Annotated in this window: 27 protein-coding genes and 2 tRNA genes; 26 read left to right on the top strand and 3 right to left on the bottom strand. The window is 20.9% G+C overall.

The window, feature by feature from the left end; all coding sequences use genetic code 11:
- The first annotated feature begins 6 nt into the window (after positions 1 to 6).
- From rpmC to rplQ, 19 genes are all read left to right on the top strand, one after another.
- Positions 7 to 204, top strand: coding sequence for a 50S ribosomal protein L29 (gene rpmC, locus GJT97_RS01310; protein ID WP_169767701.1), 198 nt, complete (start codon positions 7 to 9; stop codon positions 202 to 204).
- Positions 205 to 207: 3 nt separating this feature from the next.
- Positions 208 to 462, top strand: a complete 255-nt coding sequence (gene rpsQ / locus GJT97_RS01305) for a 30S ribosomal protein S17 (RefSeq protein WP_169767700.1) — start codon at positions 208 to 210, stop codon at positions 460 to 462.
- A gap of 103 nt (positions 463 to 565) precedes the next feature.
- Complete coding sequence (gene rplN, locus GJT97_RS01300) at positions 566 to 937, top strand: 50S ribosomal protein L14 (RefSeq protein ID WP_169767699.1); 372 nt, start codon at positions 566 to 568, stop codon at positions 935 to 937.
- A gap of 19 nt (positions 938 to 956) precedes the next feature.
- Positions 957 to 1,271: a 50S ribosomal protein L24 gene (gene rplX, locus GJT97_RS01295; protein ID WP_169767698.1), complete on the top strand. Its 315-nt coding sequence runs from the start codon at positions 957 to 959 to the stop codon at positions 1,269 to 1,271.
- Positions 1,272 to 1,288: 17 nt separating this feature from the next.
- Positions 1,289 to 1,828, top strand: a complete 540-nt coding sequence (rplE, locus tag GJT97_RS01290; protein ID WP_169767697.1) for a 50S ribosomal protein L5 — start codon at positions 1,289 to 1,291, stop codon at positions 1,826 to 1,828.
- A gap of 15 nt (positions 1,829 to 1,843) precedes the next feature.
- A complete protein-coding gene (rpsN, locus tag GJT97_RS01285; RefSeq protein WP_169767696.1) occupies positions 1,844 to 2,149 on the top strand; it encodes a 30S ribosomal protein S14 in 306 nt (101 codons plus the stop codon).
- A 30-nt stretch (positions 2,150 to 2,179) separates the two neighbouring features.
- Positions 2,180 to 2,572: a 30S ribosomal protein S8 gene (gene rpsH, locus GJT97_RS01280; protein WP_169767695.1), complete on the top strand. Its 393-nt coding sequence runs from the start codon at positions 2,180 to 2,182 to the stop codon at positions 2,570 to 2,572.
- Positions 2,573 to 2,591: 19 nt separating this feature from the next.
- Positions 2,592 to 3,125, top strand: coding sequence for a 50S ribosomal protein L6 (gene rplF / locus GJT97_RS01275; protein ID WP_169767694.1), 534 nt, complete (start codon positions 2,592 to 2,594; stop codon positions 3,123 to 3,125).
- Positions 3,126 to 3,155: 30 nt separating this feature from the next.
- Positions 3,156 to 3,509 carry a 50S ribosomal protein L18 gene (gene rplR / locus GJT97_RS01270; protein WP_169767693.1) on the top strand — a complete coding sequence of 118 codons (354 nt, stop codon included), beginning with the start codon at positions 3,156 to 3,158 and terminating at the stop codon, positions 3,507 to 3,509.
- A 24-nt stretch (positions 3,510 to 3,533) separates the two neighbouring features.
- Entirely contained in the window at positions 3,534 to 4,064 is a 531-nt protein-coding gene (gene rpsE, locus GJT97_RS01265; RefSeq protein WP_169767692.1) for a 30S ribosomal protein S5, read from the top strand.
- Positions 4,048 to 4,227 (top strand): 50S ribosomal protein L30, encoded by a 180-nt coding sequence (gene rpmD, locus GJT97_RS01260; protein ID WP_169767691.1) that lies wholly within the window; start codon positions 4,048 to 4,050, stop codon positions 4,225 to 4,227. The genes rpsE and rpmD overlap by 17 nt, the downstream gene beginning before the upstream one ends.
- 1 nt (position 4,228) lies before the next feature.
- The gene (gene rplO / locus GJT97_RS01255) at positions 4,229 to 4,657 is read left to right on the top strand and encodes a 50S ribosomal protein L15 (protein ID WP_169767690.1); all 429 of its coding nucleotides are present in this window, start codon (positions 4,229 to 4,231) and stop codon (positions 4,655 to 4,657) included.
- A gap of 7 nt (positions 4,658 to 4,664) precedes the next feature.
- The gene (secY, locus tag GJT97_RS01250) at positions 4,665 to 5,993 is read left to right on the top strand and encodes a preprotein translocase subunit SecY (RefSeq protein WP_169767689.1); all 1,329 of its coding nucleotides are present in this window, start codon (positions 4,665 to 4,667) and stop codon (positions 5,991 to 5,993) included.
- Between the two features lie 42 nt (positions 5,994 to 6,035).
- The gene (gene rpmJ / locus GJT97_RS01245) at positions 6,036 to 6,152 is read left to right on the top strand and encodes a 50S ribosomal protein L36 (protein ID WP_169767688.1); all 117 of its coding nucleotides are present in this window, start codon (positions 6,036 to 6,038) and stop codon (positions 6,150 to 6,152) included.
- A 55-nt stretch (positions 6,153 to 6,207) separates the two neighbouring features.
- Entirely contained in the window at positions 6,208 to 6,564 is a 357-nt protein-coding gene (gene rpsM, locus GJT97_RS01240) for a 30S ribosomal protein S13 (RefSeq protein WP_169767687.1), read from the top strand.
- Between the two features lie 20 nt (positions 6,565 to 6,584).
- Positions 6,585 to 6,974: a 30S ribosomal protein S11 gene (gene rpsK, locus GJT97_RS01235; RefSeq protein ID WP_169767686.1), complete on the top strand. Its 390-nt coding sequence runs from the start codon at positions 6,585 to 6,587 to the stop codon at positions 6,972 to 6,974.
- Between the two features lie 56 nt (positions 6,975 to 7,030).
- On the top strand, positions 7,031 to 7,651 hold the full coding sequence (gene rpsD, locus GJT97_RS01230; protein WP_169767685.1) for a 30S ribosomal protein S4: 621 nt from the start codon (positions 7,031 to 7,033) through the stop codon (positions 7,649 to 7,651).
- Between the two features lie 22 nt (positions 7,652 to 7,673).
- A complete protein-coding gene (locus GJT97_RS01225) occupies positions 7,674 to 8,678 on the top strand; it encodes a DNA-directed RNA polymerase subunit alpha (RefSeq protein WP_169767684.1) in 1,005 nt (334 codons plus the stop codon).
- Between the two features lie 22 nt (positions 8,679 to 8,700).
- Complete coding sequence (gene rplQ, locus GJT97_RS01220; protein ID WP_169767683.1) at positions 8,701 to 9,087, top strand: 50S ribosomal protein L17; 387 nt, start codon at positions 8,701 to 8,703, stop codon at positions 9,085 to 9,087.
- Here rplQ and fmt read toward each other — a convergent pair.
- Both fmt and def read right to left on the bottom strand, forming a co-directional pair.
- The gene (gene fmt / locus GJT97_RS01215; RefSeq protein ID WP_169767682.1) at positions 9,080 to 10,057 is read right to left on the bottom strand and encodes a methionyl-tRNA formyltransferase; all 978 of its coding nucleotides are present in this window, start codon (positions 10,055 to 10,057) and stop codon (positions 9,080 to 9,082) included. The two genes, rplQ and fmt, sit on opposite strands and share 8 nt — an antisense overlap.
- On the bottom strand, positions 10,054 to 10,590 hold the full coding sequence (gene def, locus GJT97_RS01210) for a peptide deformylase (RefSeq protein WP_169767681.1): 537 nt from the start codon (positions 10,588 to 10,590) through the stop codon (positions 10,054 to 10,056). Before def ends, fmt begins: the two co-directional genes overlap by 4 nt.
- Positions 10,591 to 11,262: 672 nt before the next feature.
- On the opposite strand from def, the gene aroE reads away from it, so the two are divergent.
- The 3 genes from aroE to GJT97_RS01195 all read left to right on the top strand — a co-directional run bounded on the left by aroE (position 11,263) and on the right by GJT97_RS01195 (position 13,807).
- The gene (gene aroE / locus GJT97_RS01205; RefSeq protein ID WP_169767680.1) at positions 11,263 to 12,099 is read left to right on the top strand and encodes a shikimate dehydrogenase; all 837 of its coding nucleotides are present in this window, start codon (positions 11,263 to 11,265) and stop codon (positions 12,097 to 12,099) included.
- Between the two features lie 34 nt (positions 12,100 to 12,133).
- On the top strand, positions 12,134 to 12,757 hold the full coding sequence (locus GJT97_RS01200) for a Fe-Mn family superoxide dismutase (protein WP_169767679.1): 624 nt from the start codon (positions 12,134 to 12,136) through the stop codon (positions 12,755 to 12,757).
- 819 nt (positions 12,758 to 13,576) lie between these two features.
- A complete protein-coding gene (locus tag GJT97_RS01195) occupies positions 13,577 to 13,807 on the top strand; it encodes an ABC-2 transporter permease (RefSeq protein WP_169767678.1) in 231 nt (76 codons plus the stop codon).
- A 427-nt stretch (positions 13,808 to 14,234) separates the two neighbouring features.
- Here GJT97_RS01195 and dksA read toward each other — a convergent pair whose 3' ends face one another.
- Positions 14,235 to 14,687, bottom strand: coding sequence for an RNA polymerase-binding protein DksA (gene dksA / locus GJT97_RS01190; protein ID WP_169767677.1), 453 nt, complete (start codon positions 14,685 to 14,687; stop codon positions 14,235 to 14,237).
- A 296-nt stretch (positions 14,688 to 14,983) separates the two neighbouring features.
- On the opposite strand from dksA, the gene trxA reads away from it, so the two are divergent.
- From trxA to GJT97_RS01170, 4 genes are all read left to right on the top strand, one after another.
- A complete protein-coding gene (gene trxA / locus GJT97_RS01185) occupies positions 14,984 to 15,316 on the top strand; it encodes a thioredoxin (protein ID WP_169767676.1) in 333 nt (110 codons plus the stop codon).
- A gap of 167 nt (positions 15,317 to 15,483) precedes the next feature.
- The gene (gene rho / locus GJT97_RS01180) at positions 15,484 to 16,743 is read left to right on the top strand and encodes a transcription termination factor Rho (RefSeq protein WP_169767675.1); all 1,260 of its coding nucleotides are present in this window, start codon (positions 15,484 to 15,486) and stop codon (positions 16,741 to 16,743) included.
- Positions 16,744 to 16,972: 229 nt separating this feature from the next.
- A tRNA-His gene (locus tag GJT97_RS01175) sits at positions 16,973 to 17,045 on the top strand.
- A gap of 11 nt (positions 17,046 to 17,056) precedes the next feature.
- A tRNA-Pro gene (locus tag GJT97_RS01170) sits at positions 17,057 to 17,130 on the top strand.
- Positions 17,131 to 17,145 lie beyond the last annotated feature (15 nt).

Below are 17,145 nucleotides of genomic sequence, written 5' to 3'. Positions count from 1 at the left end.
TACTATATGAAAATAAATTATTTTTTAAAACAAAAAAATAAAGAATTAAAAAATGAATTATTAAGTTTATCTAGAGAACAATTTAATTTAAAAATTCAATTAGCATCAGGAAATTTAAAACATACTCATTTATTAAAAAAATCAAGAAAAAATATTGCAAGAATAAAAACAATTTTATTACAAAGAAAAAAAAAAGGATTATAAATTATGCATAAAAAAATAAAAACCTTAAAAGGTAAAGTTATAAGTAATAAAATGCAAAAATCTATTGTTGTTCATATTAATAAATTAATAAAACATCCTATATATGGGAAATATATTAATCGTACTACAAAATTACATGTACATGATGAAAAAAATATATGTAATATTGGAGATCTAGTTGAAATTAAAGAATCTCGTCCATTATCTAAAACTAAATCTTGGATTTTAGTTAAAATTATAAAGAAATCAATAATTTAATCATAAAATTTTATTTAAAATAAATTTTTATAAAAATTAAACTTAATATAATATTATAATAATTTTATAAAATTATCTACAGTAAAAAAGAGATAGAACATATATGATACAAGAACATACAGTATTAAATATTGCAGATAATTCCGGCGCTAAAAATGTTATGTGTATCAAAGTATTAGGTGGATCAAGACGACGTTATGCTAATATTGGAGATATTATTAAAGTTACTGTTAAAGATGCAATTCCTAGAGGAAAAGTAAAAAAAGGTGATGTATTAAAAGCAGTAATTGTTAGAACTAAAAAAGGAATAAGACGTTTTGATGGTTCCATAATACGTTTTGATCATAATTCATGTGTGTTGTTAAATGATACTAACGAACAATTAATTGGTACAAGAATTTTTGGACCAATTACTAGGGAATTAAGAAATGAAAAATTTATGAAAATTATTTCATTAGCTCCAGAAGTTATTTAAATTAATGAGATTTAAATATATGAAAAATAAATTACATTGTAATGATGAAGTAATTATTTTAACAGGTAAAGATAAAGGTAAAAGAGGTTTAATTAAATGTTTTATAAAAAAAGAATTTGTATTGGTAAAAGGGATAAATATTATCAAAAAACATAGTAAACCTAATCCAGCAATATCACATACAGGAGGAATTATAGAAAAAGAAGCTGCGATCCATATTTCAAATATAGCAATTTTTAATATTGAAACAAATAAAGCAGATAAGATAAAAATTAGATATGAAAAAGGTATTAAAAAAAGATTTTTTAAATCTAATAATAAAAATTTAAAATAAATTAAAGATAATATTAAATGTTAAAATTATATAATTTTTATAAAAAAAAAATAATCAGAAAATTAATGTTAGAATTTAAATATACTTCTATCATGCAAGTTCCTTGTATAAAAAAAATTACTTTAAATATGGGTGTAGGAAAAGTTATTCTTGATAAGAAACATCTTGATAATGCTATTAATGATTTAACACTTATTAGTGGACAAAAACCTATAATAACTAAATCACGTAAATCTATAGCTAGTTTTAAAATAAGAAAAGGATATCCTATCGGATGTAAAGTTACTTTAAGAAAAAAAAAAATGTGGAATTTTTTTGATCGTTTATTATTAATAGTACTTCCAAGAATTAGAGATTTTAGAGGTTTATCTAAAAAATCTTTTGATAAAAATGGTAATTATAATATTGGTATAAAAGAACAAATAATTTTCCCAGAAATTAATTTTGATAAAATCGATCATATTAGAGGTTTAGATATTACAATAACTACTAATAAAATTTCAAATCAAGAAAGTTATGCATTATTTAAAGCATTTAATTTTCCATTTAGATCATAAATTAAGGATTTTAATATGACAAAAGAATCTATTAAAGCACGTGAATTAAAGCGTATAAAATTAGGAAAAAAATTTTTTTTAAAAAGAAAAAAATTAAAGAAAATTATTTCTGATGTACATACATCTAATAAATCTCGTTTAAATGCTATTTTTAAATTACAATCTTTACCAAGAGATTCTAGTTTGTCAAGACAAAGAAATAGATGTAAATTAACTGGTCGCCCACATGCATTTTTAAGAAAATTTGGATTAAGTAGAATTAAATTAAGAGAAGCTGCAATGAAAGGAGATATCCCTGGATTAAAAAAATCTAGTTGGTAATTTTATAAAATAATATAGGATAATATTACTATGAGTATAGAAAATCCAATTGCAGATATGTTTACACGTATACGTAATGGACAAAAATCACATAAATCTAGAATTATTATGCAATATTCAAAATTTAAAAATTCTATCGCTGAAATTTTAAAAACAGAAGGATATATAAAAAATTTTAGTATTATTAAAAATAATAATACTTTATTAGAAATTTATTTAAAATACTTTAAAGGAGAAGGTGTAATAGAAAAAATACATTGTATTAGTAGACCAGGATTAAGAATTTATAAAAAAAAAAAATTTTTACCTAAAGTAATATCTGGGTTAGGTATCGCTATTATTTCAACATCTAAAGGATTAATGACTGATTATTATGCAAGACATTATGGATTAGGTGGCGAAATTATATGCTATGTGTCTTAAAAAAGAGGTACATTAAATAATGTCTAGAATAGCAAAAAAATTAATTATTATTCCAGATAATATAAAAATTATTGTTAATAAACAAGTAGTTAGTCTATCAAATAATAATAAAATATTAGTAAATACCTTTAGCAAGGATGTCAACATTATTGTAAATAATAATAAAATATTTTTTAAACCAAAAATAAAATGTAAAAATGGATGGGCACAAGCTGGAACAGTACGTTCTTTAGTTAATTCAATGATTATCGGAATTACAAAAGGTTTCAAAAAAAAATTAATATTATTTGGAATAGGTTATAAATTTTCTATTGAAAATAATATATTACACCTAATGATAGGTTTTTCACATACAATATTATATACCATTCCAAATGGAATTACCGGAAAATGTTTAAATCAAAATGAAATTATTTTAAAAGGGATAAATAAACAATTATTAGGTCAAGTAGCTGCAGATATAAGGTCTTATCGTCCTCCTGAACCATATAAGGGGAAAGGTATCCGTTACGATGATGAAATAATAAAAATAAAAGAAACTAAAAAAAAATAATATTTAAAATAAGGTTTTTAAAATATAATTATGAATATAAAGAAAATTTCTCGTATACGTAGAGCGACTAAATTTCGTAAAAATTTACAAAAATTTAAACATATACGTTTATCAATACATCGTACTTCACGACATATATATGCACAAATAATTTCTAAAGATAATAAAATTTTAATAACAGCTTCAACATTAGAAAAAAAAATTAAAAAACAACTAAAATATACTGGAAATATCTCAGCTGCTACTTTAATAGGAACTAAAATAGCAAAAAGATCTATTAAGAAAGGTATTTTAAGTGTATCATTTGATCGTTCTGGTTTTAAATATCATGGACGTATCAAGGCATTAGCAAATTCTGCACGTAATATAGGTTTAAATTTTTAATTAATTTTTAAAAGAAAAATATTTATGAATATTTATGATGATAAAAATCAAAATAATGAGTTAAAAGAAAAATTAATTACTGTTAATAGAGTATCTAAAACTGTTAAAGGTGGTCGTATTTTTTCTTTTACAGCATTAACAGTTGTCGGTAATGGTAAAGGAAGGATAGGTTACGGATATGGTAAAGCAAAAGAAGTACCTAGTGCAATACAAAAAGCAATGGAAAAAGCTAAAAAAAATATGATTAATATTTTTATAAAAAATAATACGATACAATATCCTATTAACGGATATCATACTGGTTCATTTGTTTTTATACAACCGGCATCTGAAGGAACAGGTATTATAGCAGGAGGGGCTATGAGAGCAGTTTTAGAAGTTGTAGGAATTTATAACGTTTTAGCTAAAGCATATGGATCTACTAATCCAATAAATGTTGTAAAAGCAACTATTAAAGGTTTATCTAGTATACATTCATTAAAAATGATTGCAGCAAAAAGAAATAAAACTATAGAAGAAATAAAAAGAAATCTAAAAAATGTTAAAAACAATTAAAATTACACAAATGAAAAGTTCAATAGGTAGATTACCTAAACATAAAGCAATTTTAATTAGTTTAGGATTAAAACATATTGGACATACCGTTATTAAAAATAATATACCTAGTATTTTAGGCATGATTAAAAAAATTTCTTACATGATTAAGGTTACATATTAATATGTATTTAAATAATTTATTTTCTAAAATTAAAAATAATACTAAAAGATTAGGGAGAGGAATAGGTTCAGGAAAAGGAAAAACTAGTGGTAGAGGACATAAGGGACAAAAATCTCGTTCTGGATATAATATTAATAAATCATTTGAAGGGGGACAAAGTCCATTACATAGAAGATTACCTAAATTTGGTTTTAAATCAAGAAAAAAAAAATTTTTTAAAGAAATTAGATTAAGTGATTTAAACAAAATAAATGGAAATTATATCGATTTAAATATTTTAAAATCTTCTAAAATAATTAGTAAAAAAATTAAATATATTAAAATTATTAATAAAGGAAACATAAATACTCCTAAAAGAATTATTAAATTAAATTGTACAAAAAACGTAAAGATGATTATAAAAAAATTAGGTGGAATAGTTGAGGAATAAAAAATAAATGATTAAATCATTTAATCAAATAAATTTTCAAAGTACTAAAAATGGTTTTATTGAATTAAAAAAAAGGTTTATTTTTTTTATAAGTTCTATCATTATTTTTCGAATAGGTTCATTCATACCGATTCCAGGAATTAATACTAGTATTTTACATTCATTAATTCTTAAACAACATGGTAATATTATTGATATGTTTAATATGTTTTCTGGTGGTGCATTAAGTAGAGCTTCAATTTTTGCTTTAGGAATTATGCCTTATATATCTGCATCTATTATAATACAAATTTTAACATCAGTTCATCCTTTTTTTATATCTCTAAAAAAGAGAGGTGATGCTGGGAAAAAAAAAATTAATAAATATACTAAATATGGTACATTAATTTTATCTATAATTCAAGCATTTGGAATAACTTTTGGATTATCTCATATTCCAGGGATGAAAAATTTAATTATACATCCAGACATATATTTTTATATAATTTCTATTTTAAGTTTAATTACAGGTACCACATTTTTAATGTGGTTAGGTAGACAAATTACAAAAAGAGGAATTGGTAATGGAGTTTCTACTATTATAGTAATTGGAATATTAGCTGCTTTACCTTCTGCAGTAAATCAAATTATTTTGCAAATAAAATTAGGAAATTTAAATTTTTTTACTATTTTTATATTATTATTATTTATATTTTTTATTACTTTATTTATTATTTTTGTAGAAAAGGGACAGCGGAAAATAGTAGTACAATATGCTAGAAGATATTATGGAAGACAAATATATAATACACAACAAAATACTCATTTACCATTAAAAATTAATATGTCTGGAGTAATACCTGCAATATTTTCTTCTAGTATTATTTTATTTATCTCCACAATATTCACATGGTTTAGTAATATTATTCATTATAACTGGATAAAAAATATTTCTATATCTTTACAACCTAGACAACCAATATATATAATATTATATATATCAGCTATCATATTTTTTTGTTTTTTTTATACTCTTTTAGTTTTTAATCCTAAAGAAACTTCAGATAACTTAAAAAAATCAGGAGCTTATATTTCTGGTATTCGCCCAGGAGAACAAACAGCTAAGTATATAAAAAAAATAATTATGCGATTAACATTTACTGGAAGTTTATATATTACATTTATATGTCTTATTCCTGAATTTTTGCGTAATATTATTACTATTCCATTTTATTTTAGTGGCACATCGTTACTTATAGTAATAGTTGTAATTATGGATTTTATTACACAAATTCAAACATTAATTATGTCTACCCAATATGAATCTATACTTAAAAAAATAAATTTTAAAAATTAATTTGATAAAAATTATAAAATAATATTTTAGGGATATAATAAAATGAAAGTTCGTACTTCAATTAAAAAAATATGTCGTAATTGTAAAATTATTCGTAGGAAAAGAATGATATATGTTTTTTGTAAAACAGATCCTAAACATAAACAACGTCAAGGATAAAAAAATTAATTTTGTTTATATGTTTATAATATTTTATTTTAAAAAAGGATATAAAATGATTCGTATAGCTGGAGTTAATATTCCTGATAATAAACGTTTAATAATAGCTTTAAAATATATTTATGGTATCGGTACATCTAATGCTATTTATATATGTAAAATAACTAATCTTTCTCAAGATATTAAAATTAACACACTTACAGAAAAAAAAATAGATTTATTAAGAAATGCTATATCTAAATTTAAAATAGAAGGAGATTTAAGAAGAAATATCAATTTAAATATCAAAAGATTAGTTGATTTAGGTTGTTATAGAGGTTACCGTCATAAAAAAGGATTACCTGTTAGAGGACAAAGAACTAAAACTAATGCACGTACTAGAAAAAAATTACATAAATATTCTAAAAAATAAAATTCTAATAGGCATATATAATGAAAAAAAAAACTTTAAATTCAAAAAAAAATTTTAAAAAACAAATATTAGATGGTATAGCACATATACATGCGTCTTTTAACAATACTATAGTTACCATTACAGATAGACAGGGTAATTCTTTAGGATGTGCCACAGCTGGAGGATCTGGTTTTAGAGGGTCTAGGAAATCTACTCCTTTCGCAGCACAAGTAGCTGCAGAAAAATGTGCTGAAATTGTTAAAAATTATGGTATTAAAAATTTAGAAATTATAGTAAAAGGTCCTGGACCTGGTAGAGAATCTACTATTAGAGCATTGAATAATGCTGGTTTTAAAATTACAAATATTATAGATGTTACACCTATACCACATAATGGATGTAGACCTCCAAAAAAAAGAAGAGTATAAATAACTTATTATTTTAAAATATTTTAAAACTAATTTAAGAATTGTAGGGAAATATAATGGCAAAATATTTAGGACCAAAATTAAAATTATGTAGAAGAGAGGGAACCGATTTATTTTTAAAATCTAATACACGTTCTATTGATACTAAATGCAAATTAGAACAAGTTCCAGGGCAACATGGTTTTAAAAAAAATAGATTATCTGACTATGGAATACAATTAAGAGAAAAACAAAAATTACGTAGATTATATGGTATATTAGAACGTCAATTTCATAATTATTATAAAAAAGCTTCACGTATGAAGGGAAATACTGGATTTAATTTACTATGTTTACTAGAAAAAAGATTAGATAATGTTGTTTATAGAATGGGTTTTGGAGTAACAAGAGCTGAATCTAGACAATTAATTTCTCATAAATCTATAAAAATTAACAATAATATTGTTAATATAGCTTCTTATCAAGTATCTGTAAATGATAAAATTTCTATATGTGAAAAATCTAAAAAACAATTAAGAATTAATGCATCTATTGATTTATATTCTCAAAGAGAAAAATCTAATTGGTTAGAAGTTAATAGTAAAAAAATGGAAGGAATTTTTACACGTCTTCCTGAACGTTCTGATTTACCTGCAGATATTAATGAACATTTAATTATTGAGTTATATTCAAAATAATTTTTAATAAGAGAGTATATAAATGGATCAAAATTCCGTAACAGAATTTTTAAAACCTAAATTAGTAGATATACAACATATTAATAAATCTACTGTAAGAGTTACTTTAGAACCTTTAGAACGTGGTTTTGGTCATACATTAGGAAATGCATTAAGACGTATTCTACTATCTTCTATGCCAGGATATGCAGTTACAGAAGTAGAAATAGAAGGAATACTACATGAATATAGTACTAAAGAAGGTATTAAAGAAGATATTATTGAAATATTACTAAATTTAAAACAACTAGCTATAAAAATAGAAAATAATAAAAAAGAAATAATTTTAACTTTAAATAAAAAAGGTATTGGTATTGTTAAAGCATCTGATATTAATCATGGTAGTGATATTAAAATTATTAATCAAGATCATATTATTTGCCATATTACTAATATAAATGCATCTATTAATATAACTATGAAAATAGAATTAGGTAGAGGATATATAGCCGCTCATACAAGAATAAATAATGATATTCAAAATAATGCTAAAATAGGTAGATTATTATTAGATGCATCTTTTAGTCCTATTAAAAGAATAATATATAATGTAGAATCTGCAAGAGTAAAACAAAGGACAGATTTAGATAAATTAATTATAGAAATAGAAACAAATGGAACTATCGATCCTGAACAAGCCATTAGAAAAGCAGCTACAATTTTAGCTAAACAATTAGAATCATTTGTAAATTTAGAAGATTTTAAAAAAGAGAAGGAAATAAAAGAAGAAAAACCTAAATTTGATCCTATTTTATTACGTTCAGTAGATGATTTAGAATTAACAGTACGTTCTGCAAATTGTTTAAAAACTGAATTTATTCATTTAATTGGTGATTTAGTACAAAAAACAGAAGTAGAATTATTAAAAACTCCAAATTTAGGTAAAAAATCTTTAACAGAAATAAAAGATATATTAGCTTCAAGGGGATTATCATTAGGAATGAGATTGGATAATTGGCCTCCTGATAATAATAAAAATAATAAATAATTAATTTAATTGGATAAAAAATATGCGTCATCGTAAAACAGGTCGTTACTTAAATAGAAATAGTGCTCATCGCTTTGCAATGTTATATAATATGACTAATTCATTAATTTATTATGAAATTATTAAAACAACTTTAGCTAAAGCTAAAGAACTTAGAAAAATAATAGAACCGATTATTACTATTGCAAAAAAAAATAATGTTGCTAGTCGTAGACTAATTCGTTCTAAATTAAATAATAAAAACAATATTAATAAACTTTTTAAAGTTATTGTCCCACAATTTAAAAATACATTAGGTGGTTATACACGTATTATTAAATGCGGTTTTCGTAATGGGGATAAAGCACCTATGGCTTATATAGAATTAATAAAAAGAAAAATAATTCTAAAAAATAAAAAAATTAAGTAATTATATTATTTTTTACAAAAAGATTTTTATACTGATTAAAATTTAAAAAATTTTGAATATTCATTTGTTTTTTACCACTAGGTTGAATAATTTGAATATTTAAAATTCCATTTATAGTATTTATTTGTATACCATATCTATTTATTGATAAAATTGTTCCAGGTTTTTTATTAATATAGTTACTATTAAAATTAGTAATAACTTCTGCTTGCCATACTTTAAATCTTTTTTCTTTTATAAAAAAATAAGTCCCAGGACAAGGATTAAATGCACGGATCATACATTCTAATTTTTTGGCTGATAGTAACCAATTTAATTTACATTCTTTTTTAGATATTTTTTTTGCATATGTAGGTTTTATTATGTTAATATTTTGAGATTTAAATTTTATTTTTATACCTTTTGTAATTTTATTTAAAATAAACAATAATCCTTGTAATCCTAATATTGCTAATTTTTTATATAATGATCCATATGTATCATACAATAAAATATTATATTCTATTTGATAAATAATATCTCCTTGATCTAAAAAATCATTCATTTTTATGATACTAATACCTGTTTTTAAATCATTAGCTAATAATGCTCTTTGTATAGGTGCTGAACCTCTCCATCTAGGTAATAATGAAGCATGTACATTCATACAAAATAATTTAGGAATATTTAATATTGTGTTAGGAATTAACAATCCATAATCTACAACAACGATAATATCGCATTTATAATTTTTAATTTTTTTAATTAAGGATAAAGAACTTAAAGATTCTGGTTGTAGAATATTAATTTTATTTTTTAAAGCTAATTTTTTTATAGGGTTAAAAGTTAACTTACATCCTCTATTAGCATAAGTATCTGGTTTTGTAATTATACAAGATATTGTATAATTACTGTTTATTAAACCTTTTAAATGATAAGCAGCAAATTTTGAAGTACCTATAAAAATTATTTTAATTTTTTTTTTATTCATTTTATATAATTATGTTTTTTGATAAATATTATTTTTTTATTAATTTTATTTATTTTATCATAAATTCTTTGATATTTTAAATTTGATAAATAATCAATAAATAAGATTCCATTCAAATGATCCATTTCATGTTGTATACAAAAAGATAATAAATATTTTGCTTCTAATTCAATATTTTCATTCATTAAATTTTTAGCTCTAATTTTTATTTTTTTATATCTTAAAATATAATATTGTTGTTTAACAGGTACAGATAAACAACCTTCTTTACTATTAATTTTAGACTTATCAAATGCTATAATTGTTGGATTAATTAGTATTAAAGGATTATTTTTCCCCATAGTGATATCAATAACTATGATTTTTTTATTTATTCCTATTTGTGTAGCAGCTAATCCAATACCATTATAAAAATACATTGTTTTAAGCATATTATTAACTAATAATTGAATATTGTCATCTATTTTTTTTATAGATTTTGCTATTTTTCTTAATTTTTTATTAGGAAAATATAATAATTTCATTATAGACATAATAATAATTTTTTATTGTAAAATAATTATTTTTATAATATAACAGAAATTTTTAAAAAAATAAGTTATTAATATATCATTAATTGATAGTTTTATAAAAAATTTGTAAAAAAAATTATAGATATTAAAATTTTTATTAATAAATTAAAAATAAGTAAAATTATTACAGATTTTACTGAATTTGTATTTTTAGGATATAATCTAGATAATAAAAAATAATGTATAAGTTATTAATTACAATAAAACGTAGTATAAAAAAAGATTAATTTTAATTACTTTAAAATATAGTTAATTATCAAAATATATAAATGAAAAAAATTATTAAATATAGAAAAAAAAGAAATTTCATCTACTTAATAAGGTATGATTATATGAATTATGCTTTTTTTTGTTAATATTCTATATTAGTTACTAGGGATTTTAATTTCATTACTTTATATGTACTTAATTATTATTTAATAAAAAAAATTTGTAATTATTTTGATAAACTAATTATTTTTATCAGTAAAAATATTTTAGAAACTAAACCTTATTTAAATCTAAATAAATAGAATATCATTTTTATAATATAAAAAAACATATTTTGATTTTAAATAAAAAAAAGAAAAATATTTAAAATTTTCTGAAATTAGGAATAAATTTTAATAATTTAGTTGTTTGTAAAGGATAAATATGAAATTATTTGCATTATTTGGTAATCCTATAAAACATAGTAAATCCCCAATTATACATAAATTATTTGCGAAACAAACAAGAATATTACATAATTATATAAAAATAAATGTACCAATAAATGATTTTTCTAAATCAATTAGAAATTTTTTTCAAAATGGAGGATTAGGAGCTAATATTACTCTTCCTTTTAAAAGAGAAGCATATAAAATATGTGATATACTAACAAGTAGAGCTAAATATTCTGGGACTGTTAATACAATTAAAATTACAAGTTCTAAAAAAATTTTAGGTGATAATACGGATGGGATAGGTTTATTAAAAGATTTAAAAAATTTAAATTTTATTACTTCTAAAAGTAATATTCTATTACTAGGAGCTGGAGGGGCTGCACAAGGAATAATATATTCATTAATACAGTTTGGTTGTAATATTACGATTGTAAATCGTACTTATCAGCACGCTATAAATATTGTTCAATATTTTAAAAATACAAAAAAAATAAATTGTTTAAAAATTAAAGATTTATCAAATTATTCATTTAATCAAATACATTATGATATAATTATTAATGCTACTTCTAGTAGCATAAAAGGAGATATTCCTAATATTCCTTTATCAATAATTAAGCCAGATATTTTCTGTTATGATCTTTTTTATAATAATAGAAACACACCATTTTTAAAATGGTGTGTTTCTCATGGAGTTAAAAATATCAATATATCAGATGGTATTGGAATGTTAATTGAACAAGCTGCATATGCTTTTTATTTATGGCATGGTATTATGCCAGATACAAAAAAAACTATTATAAAATATAAAAAAAAAGATATTTAATATTAATTAAATATTTTTTAAAAAGGTTAATTATATGAATTACAAATTACCAAAATTATTATATAAATATTCTGATTTAGAACCATTTTTTGATACAAAAACAATGGAAATACATCATACTAAACATCATCAAAATTATATTAATAATACTAATTTAATACTTAAAAAAAATAATATTGAAAATTTAAAAATAAATAAATTAATATCTAACTTAGATAATCTTTCAATTCCAATATCTCAAAAAATATTTTTACGTAATAATGCAGGAGGTCATGCTAATCATAGTTTTTTTTGGAAAATTTTAAAAAAAAATACAAAACCTAATAATATCATTTTAAATATTTTAAAAGATGAATTTATAAATTTTGAAAATTTTAAAAAAATTTTTGAAGAAAAAGCCTTAAAATTTTTTGGATCAGGATGGATATGGTTAATTAAAAAACAAAATTCTTTAAAAATAATTACTACAGTTAATCAAGATAATCCACTTATGTTTTTAAATGATAAAAAAAAACTTTCAGGTTTTCCTTTAATAGGATTAGATTTATGGGAACATGCATATTATTTAAAATATCAAAATAATAGAAATTTTTATATTCAATCTTTTTGGCATGTTTTAAATTGGGATAAAGTATTACAATTATTTTTAAATAAATAATCATATGATGTATTTTATTTATATAAATAAAATACATCATATTATATCTAAAAAATAAACATAAATTTTTAAAAAAATTATTTTATTATCATTGTTTTATGAAAATAAAATTATTATGTCTTATGAAATAGAAATTAAAAATTTATTTTAAAATTATTTAAATAACTTTAAAATTTTTAAAAATTTTAATTTAAATATAAAAAAAAGATCTTTATTAGGCCCTAGTAGGGCCAGTAAAACAACTATTATTAGTATAGTTACTTCTCTAATCAATAAATTTTCTAAAAAAATTAAATTTTAAAAAAAAAATAACTATTATTTTAACAATTCATTCTTTAAAAGAAGCATAATTTTTCTGTAATCATACTGGTATTTTTGATAAAAAACTTTACTATAAATAAATTATTAAATAAATTAAAATTTGAAACATTTACATTAAAATATATAAATAAAAATAAATTTTTTCTTAAAATCAATAGATATAAATATAAAATTATTAATAATTCTAAAATAGAAATTTTAATTTTTAAAAATTAAAATTTAAATAATATTTTTATAAAATTAACAAAACAAAACATTTAAATTTTTATTTTAAAAAATAAATATTCTAAATTAGAAAAATTATTGATAGATGTTATTTCTAATTAAATTTTAACTATAAAAAAATTATCAAAATAATAATACATCCATATTTAATTGCATTGTATGCCATTATAAAAAAAGAAATAAACAGATTCGTACAAATTTAAATACAAACTTTAATACCTACTATATATAACAATATCAATATATTTTATATTTTTTGGTAATTTTATTATTATGAATATTAATAAAATATCTAGTTTTAGTTATATACAATTTATTACACCTAGATTAATAATAATGATTATTGTTAATAATTTATATTCTTATCTTGCATCATCTTTGTTTAATACTAAATTTAATCATTCTATAAAAGAATTATTAATAGCTCTAATACCTACTAAAATTATTATTTTAGGACATATTAGTGGAGGTATTTTAAAAAGTATAATTATTTGTATATTTTAAACTATTTATCTCTATTTTTTATTTCTTTACATGTATATTCATGGTTATTTCTTATAATTTTTATATTTTTAATATATATTTTATTTTCTTTATTTGTTTTATTAAATTCTATTTTTATTAATAATTTTGATGATATTAATTTTATTCCTACATTTATATTAATTTTTTTAACATATTTAGGTGATATTTTTACACTACTATTTTTTTATCTTCTTTTTAATAAAAAATGTTAAAGATAAATCTTATGTTTTATATTATATCTAGTACCCATTAGAGTTTTTAAAGTAAATATATAATATCTCTATTTTTAATTATAAAAGTTTTAATTTTTTTAATTATTACTTTATATTTATTAATTTTTATTTTAATTGGGTAAAAAAATAAGTTTACAATCTTAATAAATATTTATTTTTAGATTAATATTTTTTTATCCTGCAATTTGTTTAGCACGTATTTCTGCTAAAGTTTTGCAATCAATACATAGATTTGCAGTAGGTTGTGCTTCTAATCTTTTTAACCCGATTTCAATTTCACAGCAATCACAATAACCAAAATTTTTTGTATTAAATTTTCTTAATGTTATTTCAATTTTTTTTATTAATTTTCTTTCTCTATCTTTATTACGTAATTCTAAATTAAATTCTTCTTCTTGTGTTGCTCTATCTATAGGATCAGGAAAATTATATGTTTCATCTTTAATATAAGTAATTGTACTATTAATTTTTTTATTTATTTTATTTTTCCATGATTCTAATATTTTTTTAAAATGTAGTAATTGTTTTTTATTCATATATTTTTCATTAGGTTTTAATTTATATGGAGCTACTCCAGCAAAAGATAAAATATTTAAAGATGATAAAAAATTATTATTTTTTTTCATTGATTTTCCAATAATTTTATTAAGTAAATATTTTAATTTGAAAATTAAAATTTAATAATTATATTTTATTTAATATAAATTATCAAATTTATTAAAATTTATAAATTATCAGTTATAATAATAATATTCTTTATTTTTGTATATATTTTTATTAATTTTAAACATTATTTATTTTCTTGTAAAATAGATATAATTACTATATAATAGTTAAAATTAAAATGTAGTTAAATAAATTTTTTATTAAGTTTATTAAAATTATTAAAAATAATACTTTTTTATATAGGAATCTCAAATTTATGCAATATAAGACTAATATTATAATAGATTTAAACGACAAAAATTTTCAAGAAGAAATAAAAAAAAATAATTTAGTTTTAGTTGATTTTTGGGCTGAATGGTGTAATCCATGTAAAATTTTTTCTAAAGTTTTAGAAGAAGTATCAATTGAATATAAAAATATTATTTTTACTAAATTAAATATTGAAAATTACAAAACTATAACAGAAAAATATAATATTCGTAGTATACCTACAATTTTATTATTTAAAAATGGAAATGTTATTGATAAAATAATCGGTTCTATAACTAAAATACAATTAAAAAATTTTTTAAATAAAAATTTAAAGTAATATTTTAAATGAAGTATAAAATTTTTAAAGGAGATAAATATTATTATGAGTATTTTATTGATGAATAATAAAATAAAATTTTAATTAAAAATTATTAATATAAGTATTTTATAAATAAATTTTATAAAAAATATTTAAGAATTACTAAAAGTTAAGACCTCACCATTATGAATCTTACCGAATTAAAAAATAAACCTATATCTGATTTAATAGATTTAGGTGAAAGTATTTATCTAGAAAATTTAGCTAGAATGCGTAAACAAGATATTATTTTTACTATATTAAAACAACATTCCAAAAGTGGTGAAGATATTTTTGGTGATGGAGTATTAGAAATATTACAAGATGGGTTTGGATTCTTGCGTTCCTCTGATAGTTCTTATTTAGCAGGTCCTGATGATATATATGTATCTCCAAGTCAAATTAGACGTTTTAATTTACGCACAGGAGATACTATTTCTGGTAAAATTCGGCCTCCTAAAGAAGGAGAAAGATATTTTGCATTATTAAAAGTTAATCAAGTAAATTTTGATAAACCTGAAAATGCTAGAAGTAAAATTCTATTTGAAAATTTAACACCATTACATGCAAACTCTAGATTAAGTATGGAAAGAGGTAATGGTTCTACAGAAGATCTAACTGCTCGTGTATTAGATTTAGCTTCACCTATAGGAAGGGGACAAAGAGGTTTAATAGTAGCACCTCCAAAAGCGGGAAAAACTATGTTATTACAAAATATTGCACAAAGTATTGCATATAATCATCCTGATTGTGTATTAATAGTTTTACTTATTGATGAACGTCCAGAAGAAGTCACTGAAATGCAACGATTAGTAAAAGGTGAAGTAATAGCATCAACTTTTGATGAACCACCTTCTAGACATGTTCAAGTTTCTGAAATGGTTATTGAAAAAGCAAAAAGATTAGTAGAACATAAAAAAGATGTTATTATTTTATTAGATTCTATGACCCGTTTAGCAAGAGCATATAATACTGTTGCACCTGCATCTGGTAAAGTTTTAACTGGAGGTGTTGATGCTAATGCATTACATCGACCTAAACGTTTTTTTGGGGCAGCAAGAAATGTTGAAGAAGGAGGAAGTTTAACAATTATAGCAACAGCTTTAATTGATACAGGTTCAAAAATGGATGATGTTATTTATGAAGAATTTAAAGGTACTGGTAATATGGAGTTACATTTATCACGCAAAATAGCAGAAAAAAGAGTATTCCCTGCTATAGATTATAATAGATCTGGAACAAGAAAAGAAGAATTATTAAGTTCTTCTGAAGAATTACAAAGAATGTGGATTTTAAGAAAAATAATTCATCCTATGAATGAAATAGATGCAATGGAATTTTTAATAAATAAATTATCAATGACAAAAACTAATTATGATTTTTTTAATATGATGAAACGATCTTAAATTTTTTATTAAAAATTTTTTAAATAAAATTATTATTTGTTTAAATGTATAATTTAAAAAATTTTTATAAAAAAACTAGACATTTAAGAAATGAATTTGTAATATTATATTAGTTACATCTGTAGTTCAGTTAAATAAAGTGTTTTTTCCAAAAACAGAGATTTCAAATTTAATTGCTATTATTAGATAATAATTAAGTCATTAATTTTTCATATCTATAATTAAAGTGGTGGTTATAGCTCAGTTGGTAGAGCACTGGATTGTGGTTCCGGTTGTCATGGGTTCAATTCCCATTAATCACCCAATATTTTTACGGCGAGTAGCGCAGTTTGGTAGCGCAACTGGTTTGGGACCAGTGGGTCGGAGGTTCAAATCCTCTCTCGCCGATAAAAATAATTTTAT

The organism is Enterobacteriaceae endosymbiont of Donacia proxima (genome assembly GCF_012569285.1).
GTDB lineage: Bacteria > Pseudomonadota > Gammaproteobacteria > Enterobacterales > Enterobacteriaceae.
This window is presented reverse-complemented; position numbering and strand designations above follow the sequence as displayed.

Bases quoted from the DNA above. Each gene is read 5' to 3' on its own strand.
- rpmC (WP_169767701.1), top strand. From the start codon at position 7: ATGAAAATAAATTATTTTTTAAAACAAAAAAATAAAGAATTAAAAAAT.
- rpsQ (WP_169767700.1), top strand. From the start codon at position 208: ATGCATAAAAAAATAAAAACCTTAAAAGGTAAAGTTATAAGTAATAAA.
- rplN (WP_169767699.1), top strand. From the start codon at position 566: ATGATACAAGAACATACAGTATTAAATATTGCAGATAATTCCGGCGCT.
- rplX (WP_169767698.1), top strand. From the start codon at position 957: ATGAAAAATAAATTACATTGTAATGATGAAGTAATTATTTTAACAGGT.
- rplE (WP_169767697.1), top strand. From the start codon at position 1,289: ATGTTAAAATTATATAATTTTTATAAAAAAAAAATAATCAGAAAATTA.
- rpsN (WP_169767696.1), top strand. From the start codon at position 1,844: ATGACAAAAGAATCTATTAAAGCACGTGAATTAAAGCGTATAAAATTA.
- rpsH (WP_169767695.1), top strand. From the start codon at position 2,180: ATGAGTATAGAAAATCCAATTGCAGATATGTTTACACGTATACGTAAT.
- rplF (WP_169767694.1), top strand. From the start codon at position 2,592: ATGTCTAGAATAGCAAAAAAATTAATTATTATTCCAGATAATATAAAA.
- rplR (WP_169767693.1), top strand. From the start codon at position 3,156: ATGAATATAAAGAAAATTTCTCGTATACGTAGAGCGACTAAATTTCGT.
- rpsE (WP_169767692.1), top strand. From the start codon at position 3,534: ATGAATATTTATGATGATAAAAATCAAAATAATGAGTTAAAAGAAAAA.
- rpmD (WP_169767691.1), top strand. From the start codon at position 4,048: ATGTTAAAAACAATTAAAATTACACAAATGAAAAGTTCAATAGGTAGA.
- rplO (WP_169767690.1), top strand. From the start codon at position 4,229: ATGTATTTAAATAATTTATTTTCTAAAATTAAAAATAATACTAAAAGA.
- secY (WP_169767689.1), top strand. From the start codon at position 4,665: ATGATTAAATCATTTAATCAAATAAATTTTCAAAGTACTAAAAATGGT.
- rpmJ (WP_169767688.1), top strand. From the start codon at position 6,036: ATGAAAGTTCGTACTTCAATTAAAAAAATATGTCGTAATTGTAAAATT.
- rpsM (WP_169767687.1), top strand. From the start codon at position 6,208: ATGATTCGTATAGCTGGAGTTAATATTCCTGATAATAAACGTTTAATA.
- rpsK (WP_169767686.1), top strand. From the start codon at position 6,585: ATGAAAAAAAAAACTTTAAATTCAAAAAAAAATTTTAAAAAACAAATA.
- rpsD (WP_169767685.1), top strand. From the start codon at position 7,031: ATGGCAAAATATTTAGGACCAAAATTAAAATTATGTAGAAGAGAGGGA.
- GJT97_RS01225 (WP_169767684.1), top strand. From the start codon at position 7,674: ATGGATCAAAATTCCGTAACAGAATTTTTAAAACCTAAATTAGTAGAT.
- rplQ (WP_169767683.1), top strand. From the start codon at position 8,701: ATGCGTCATCGTAAAACAGGTCGTTACTTAAATAGAAATAGTGCTCAT.
- fmt (WP_169767682.1), bottom strand. From the start codon at position 10,057: ATGAATAAAAAAAAAATTAAAATAATTTTTATAGGTACTTCAAAATTT.
- def (WP_169767681.1), bottom strand. From the start codon at position 10,590: ATGTCTATAATGAAATTATTATATTTTCCTAATAAAAAATTAAGAAAA.
- aroE (WP_169767680.1), top strand. From the start codon at position 11,263: ATGAAATTATTTGCATTATTTGGTAATCCTATAAAACATAGTAAATCC.
- GJT97_RS01200 (WP_169767679.1), top strand. From the start codon at position 12,134: ATGAATTACAAATTACCAAAATTATTATATAAATATTCTGATTTAGAA.
- GJT97_RS01195 (WP_169767678.1), top strand. From the start codon at position 13,577: ATGAATATTAATAAAATATCTAGTTTTAGTTATATACAATTTATTACA.
- dksA (WP_169767677.1), bottom strand. From the start codon at position 14,687: ATGAAAAAAAATAATAATTTTTTATCATCTTTAAATATTTTATCTTTT.
- trxA (WP_169767676.1), top strand. From the start codon at position 14,984: ATGCAATATAAGACTAATATTATAATAGATTTAAACGACAAAAATTTT.
- rho (WP_169767675.1), top strand. From the start codon at position 15,484: ATGAATCTTACCGAATTAAAAAATAAACCTATATCTGATTTAATAGAT.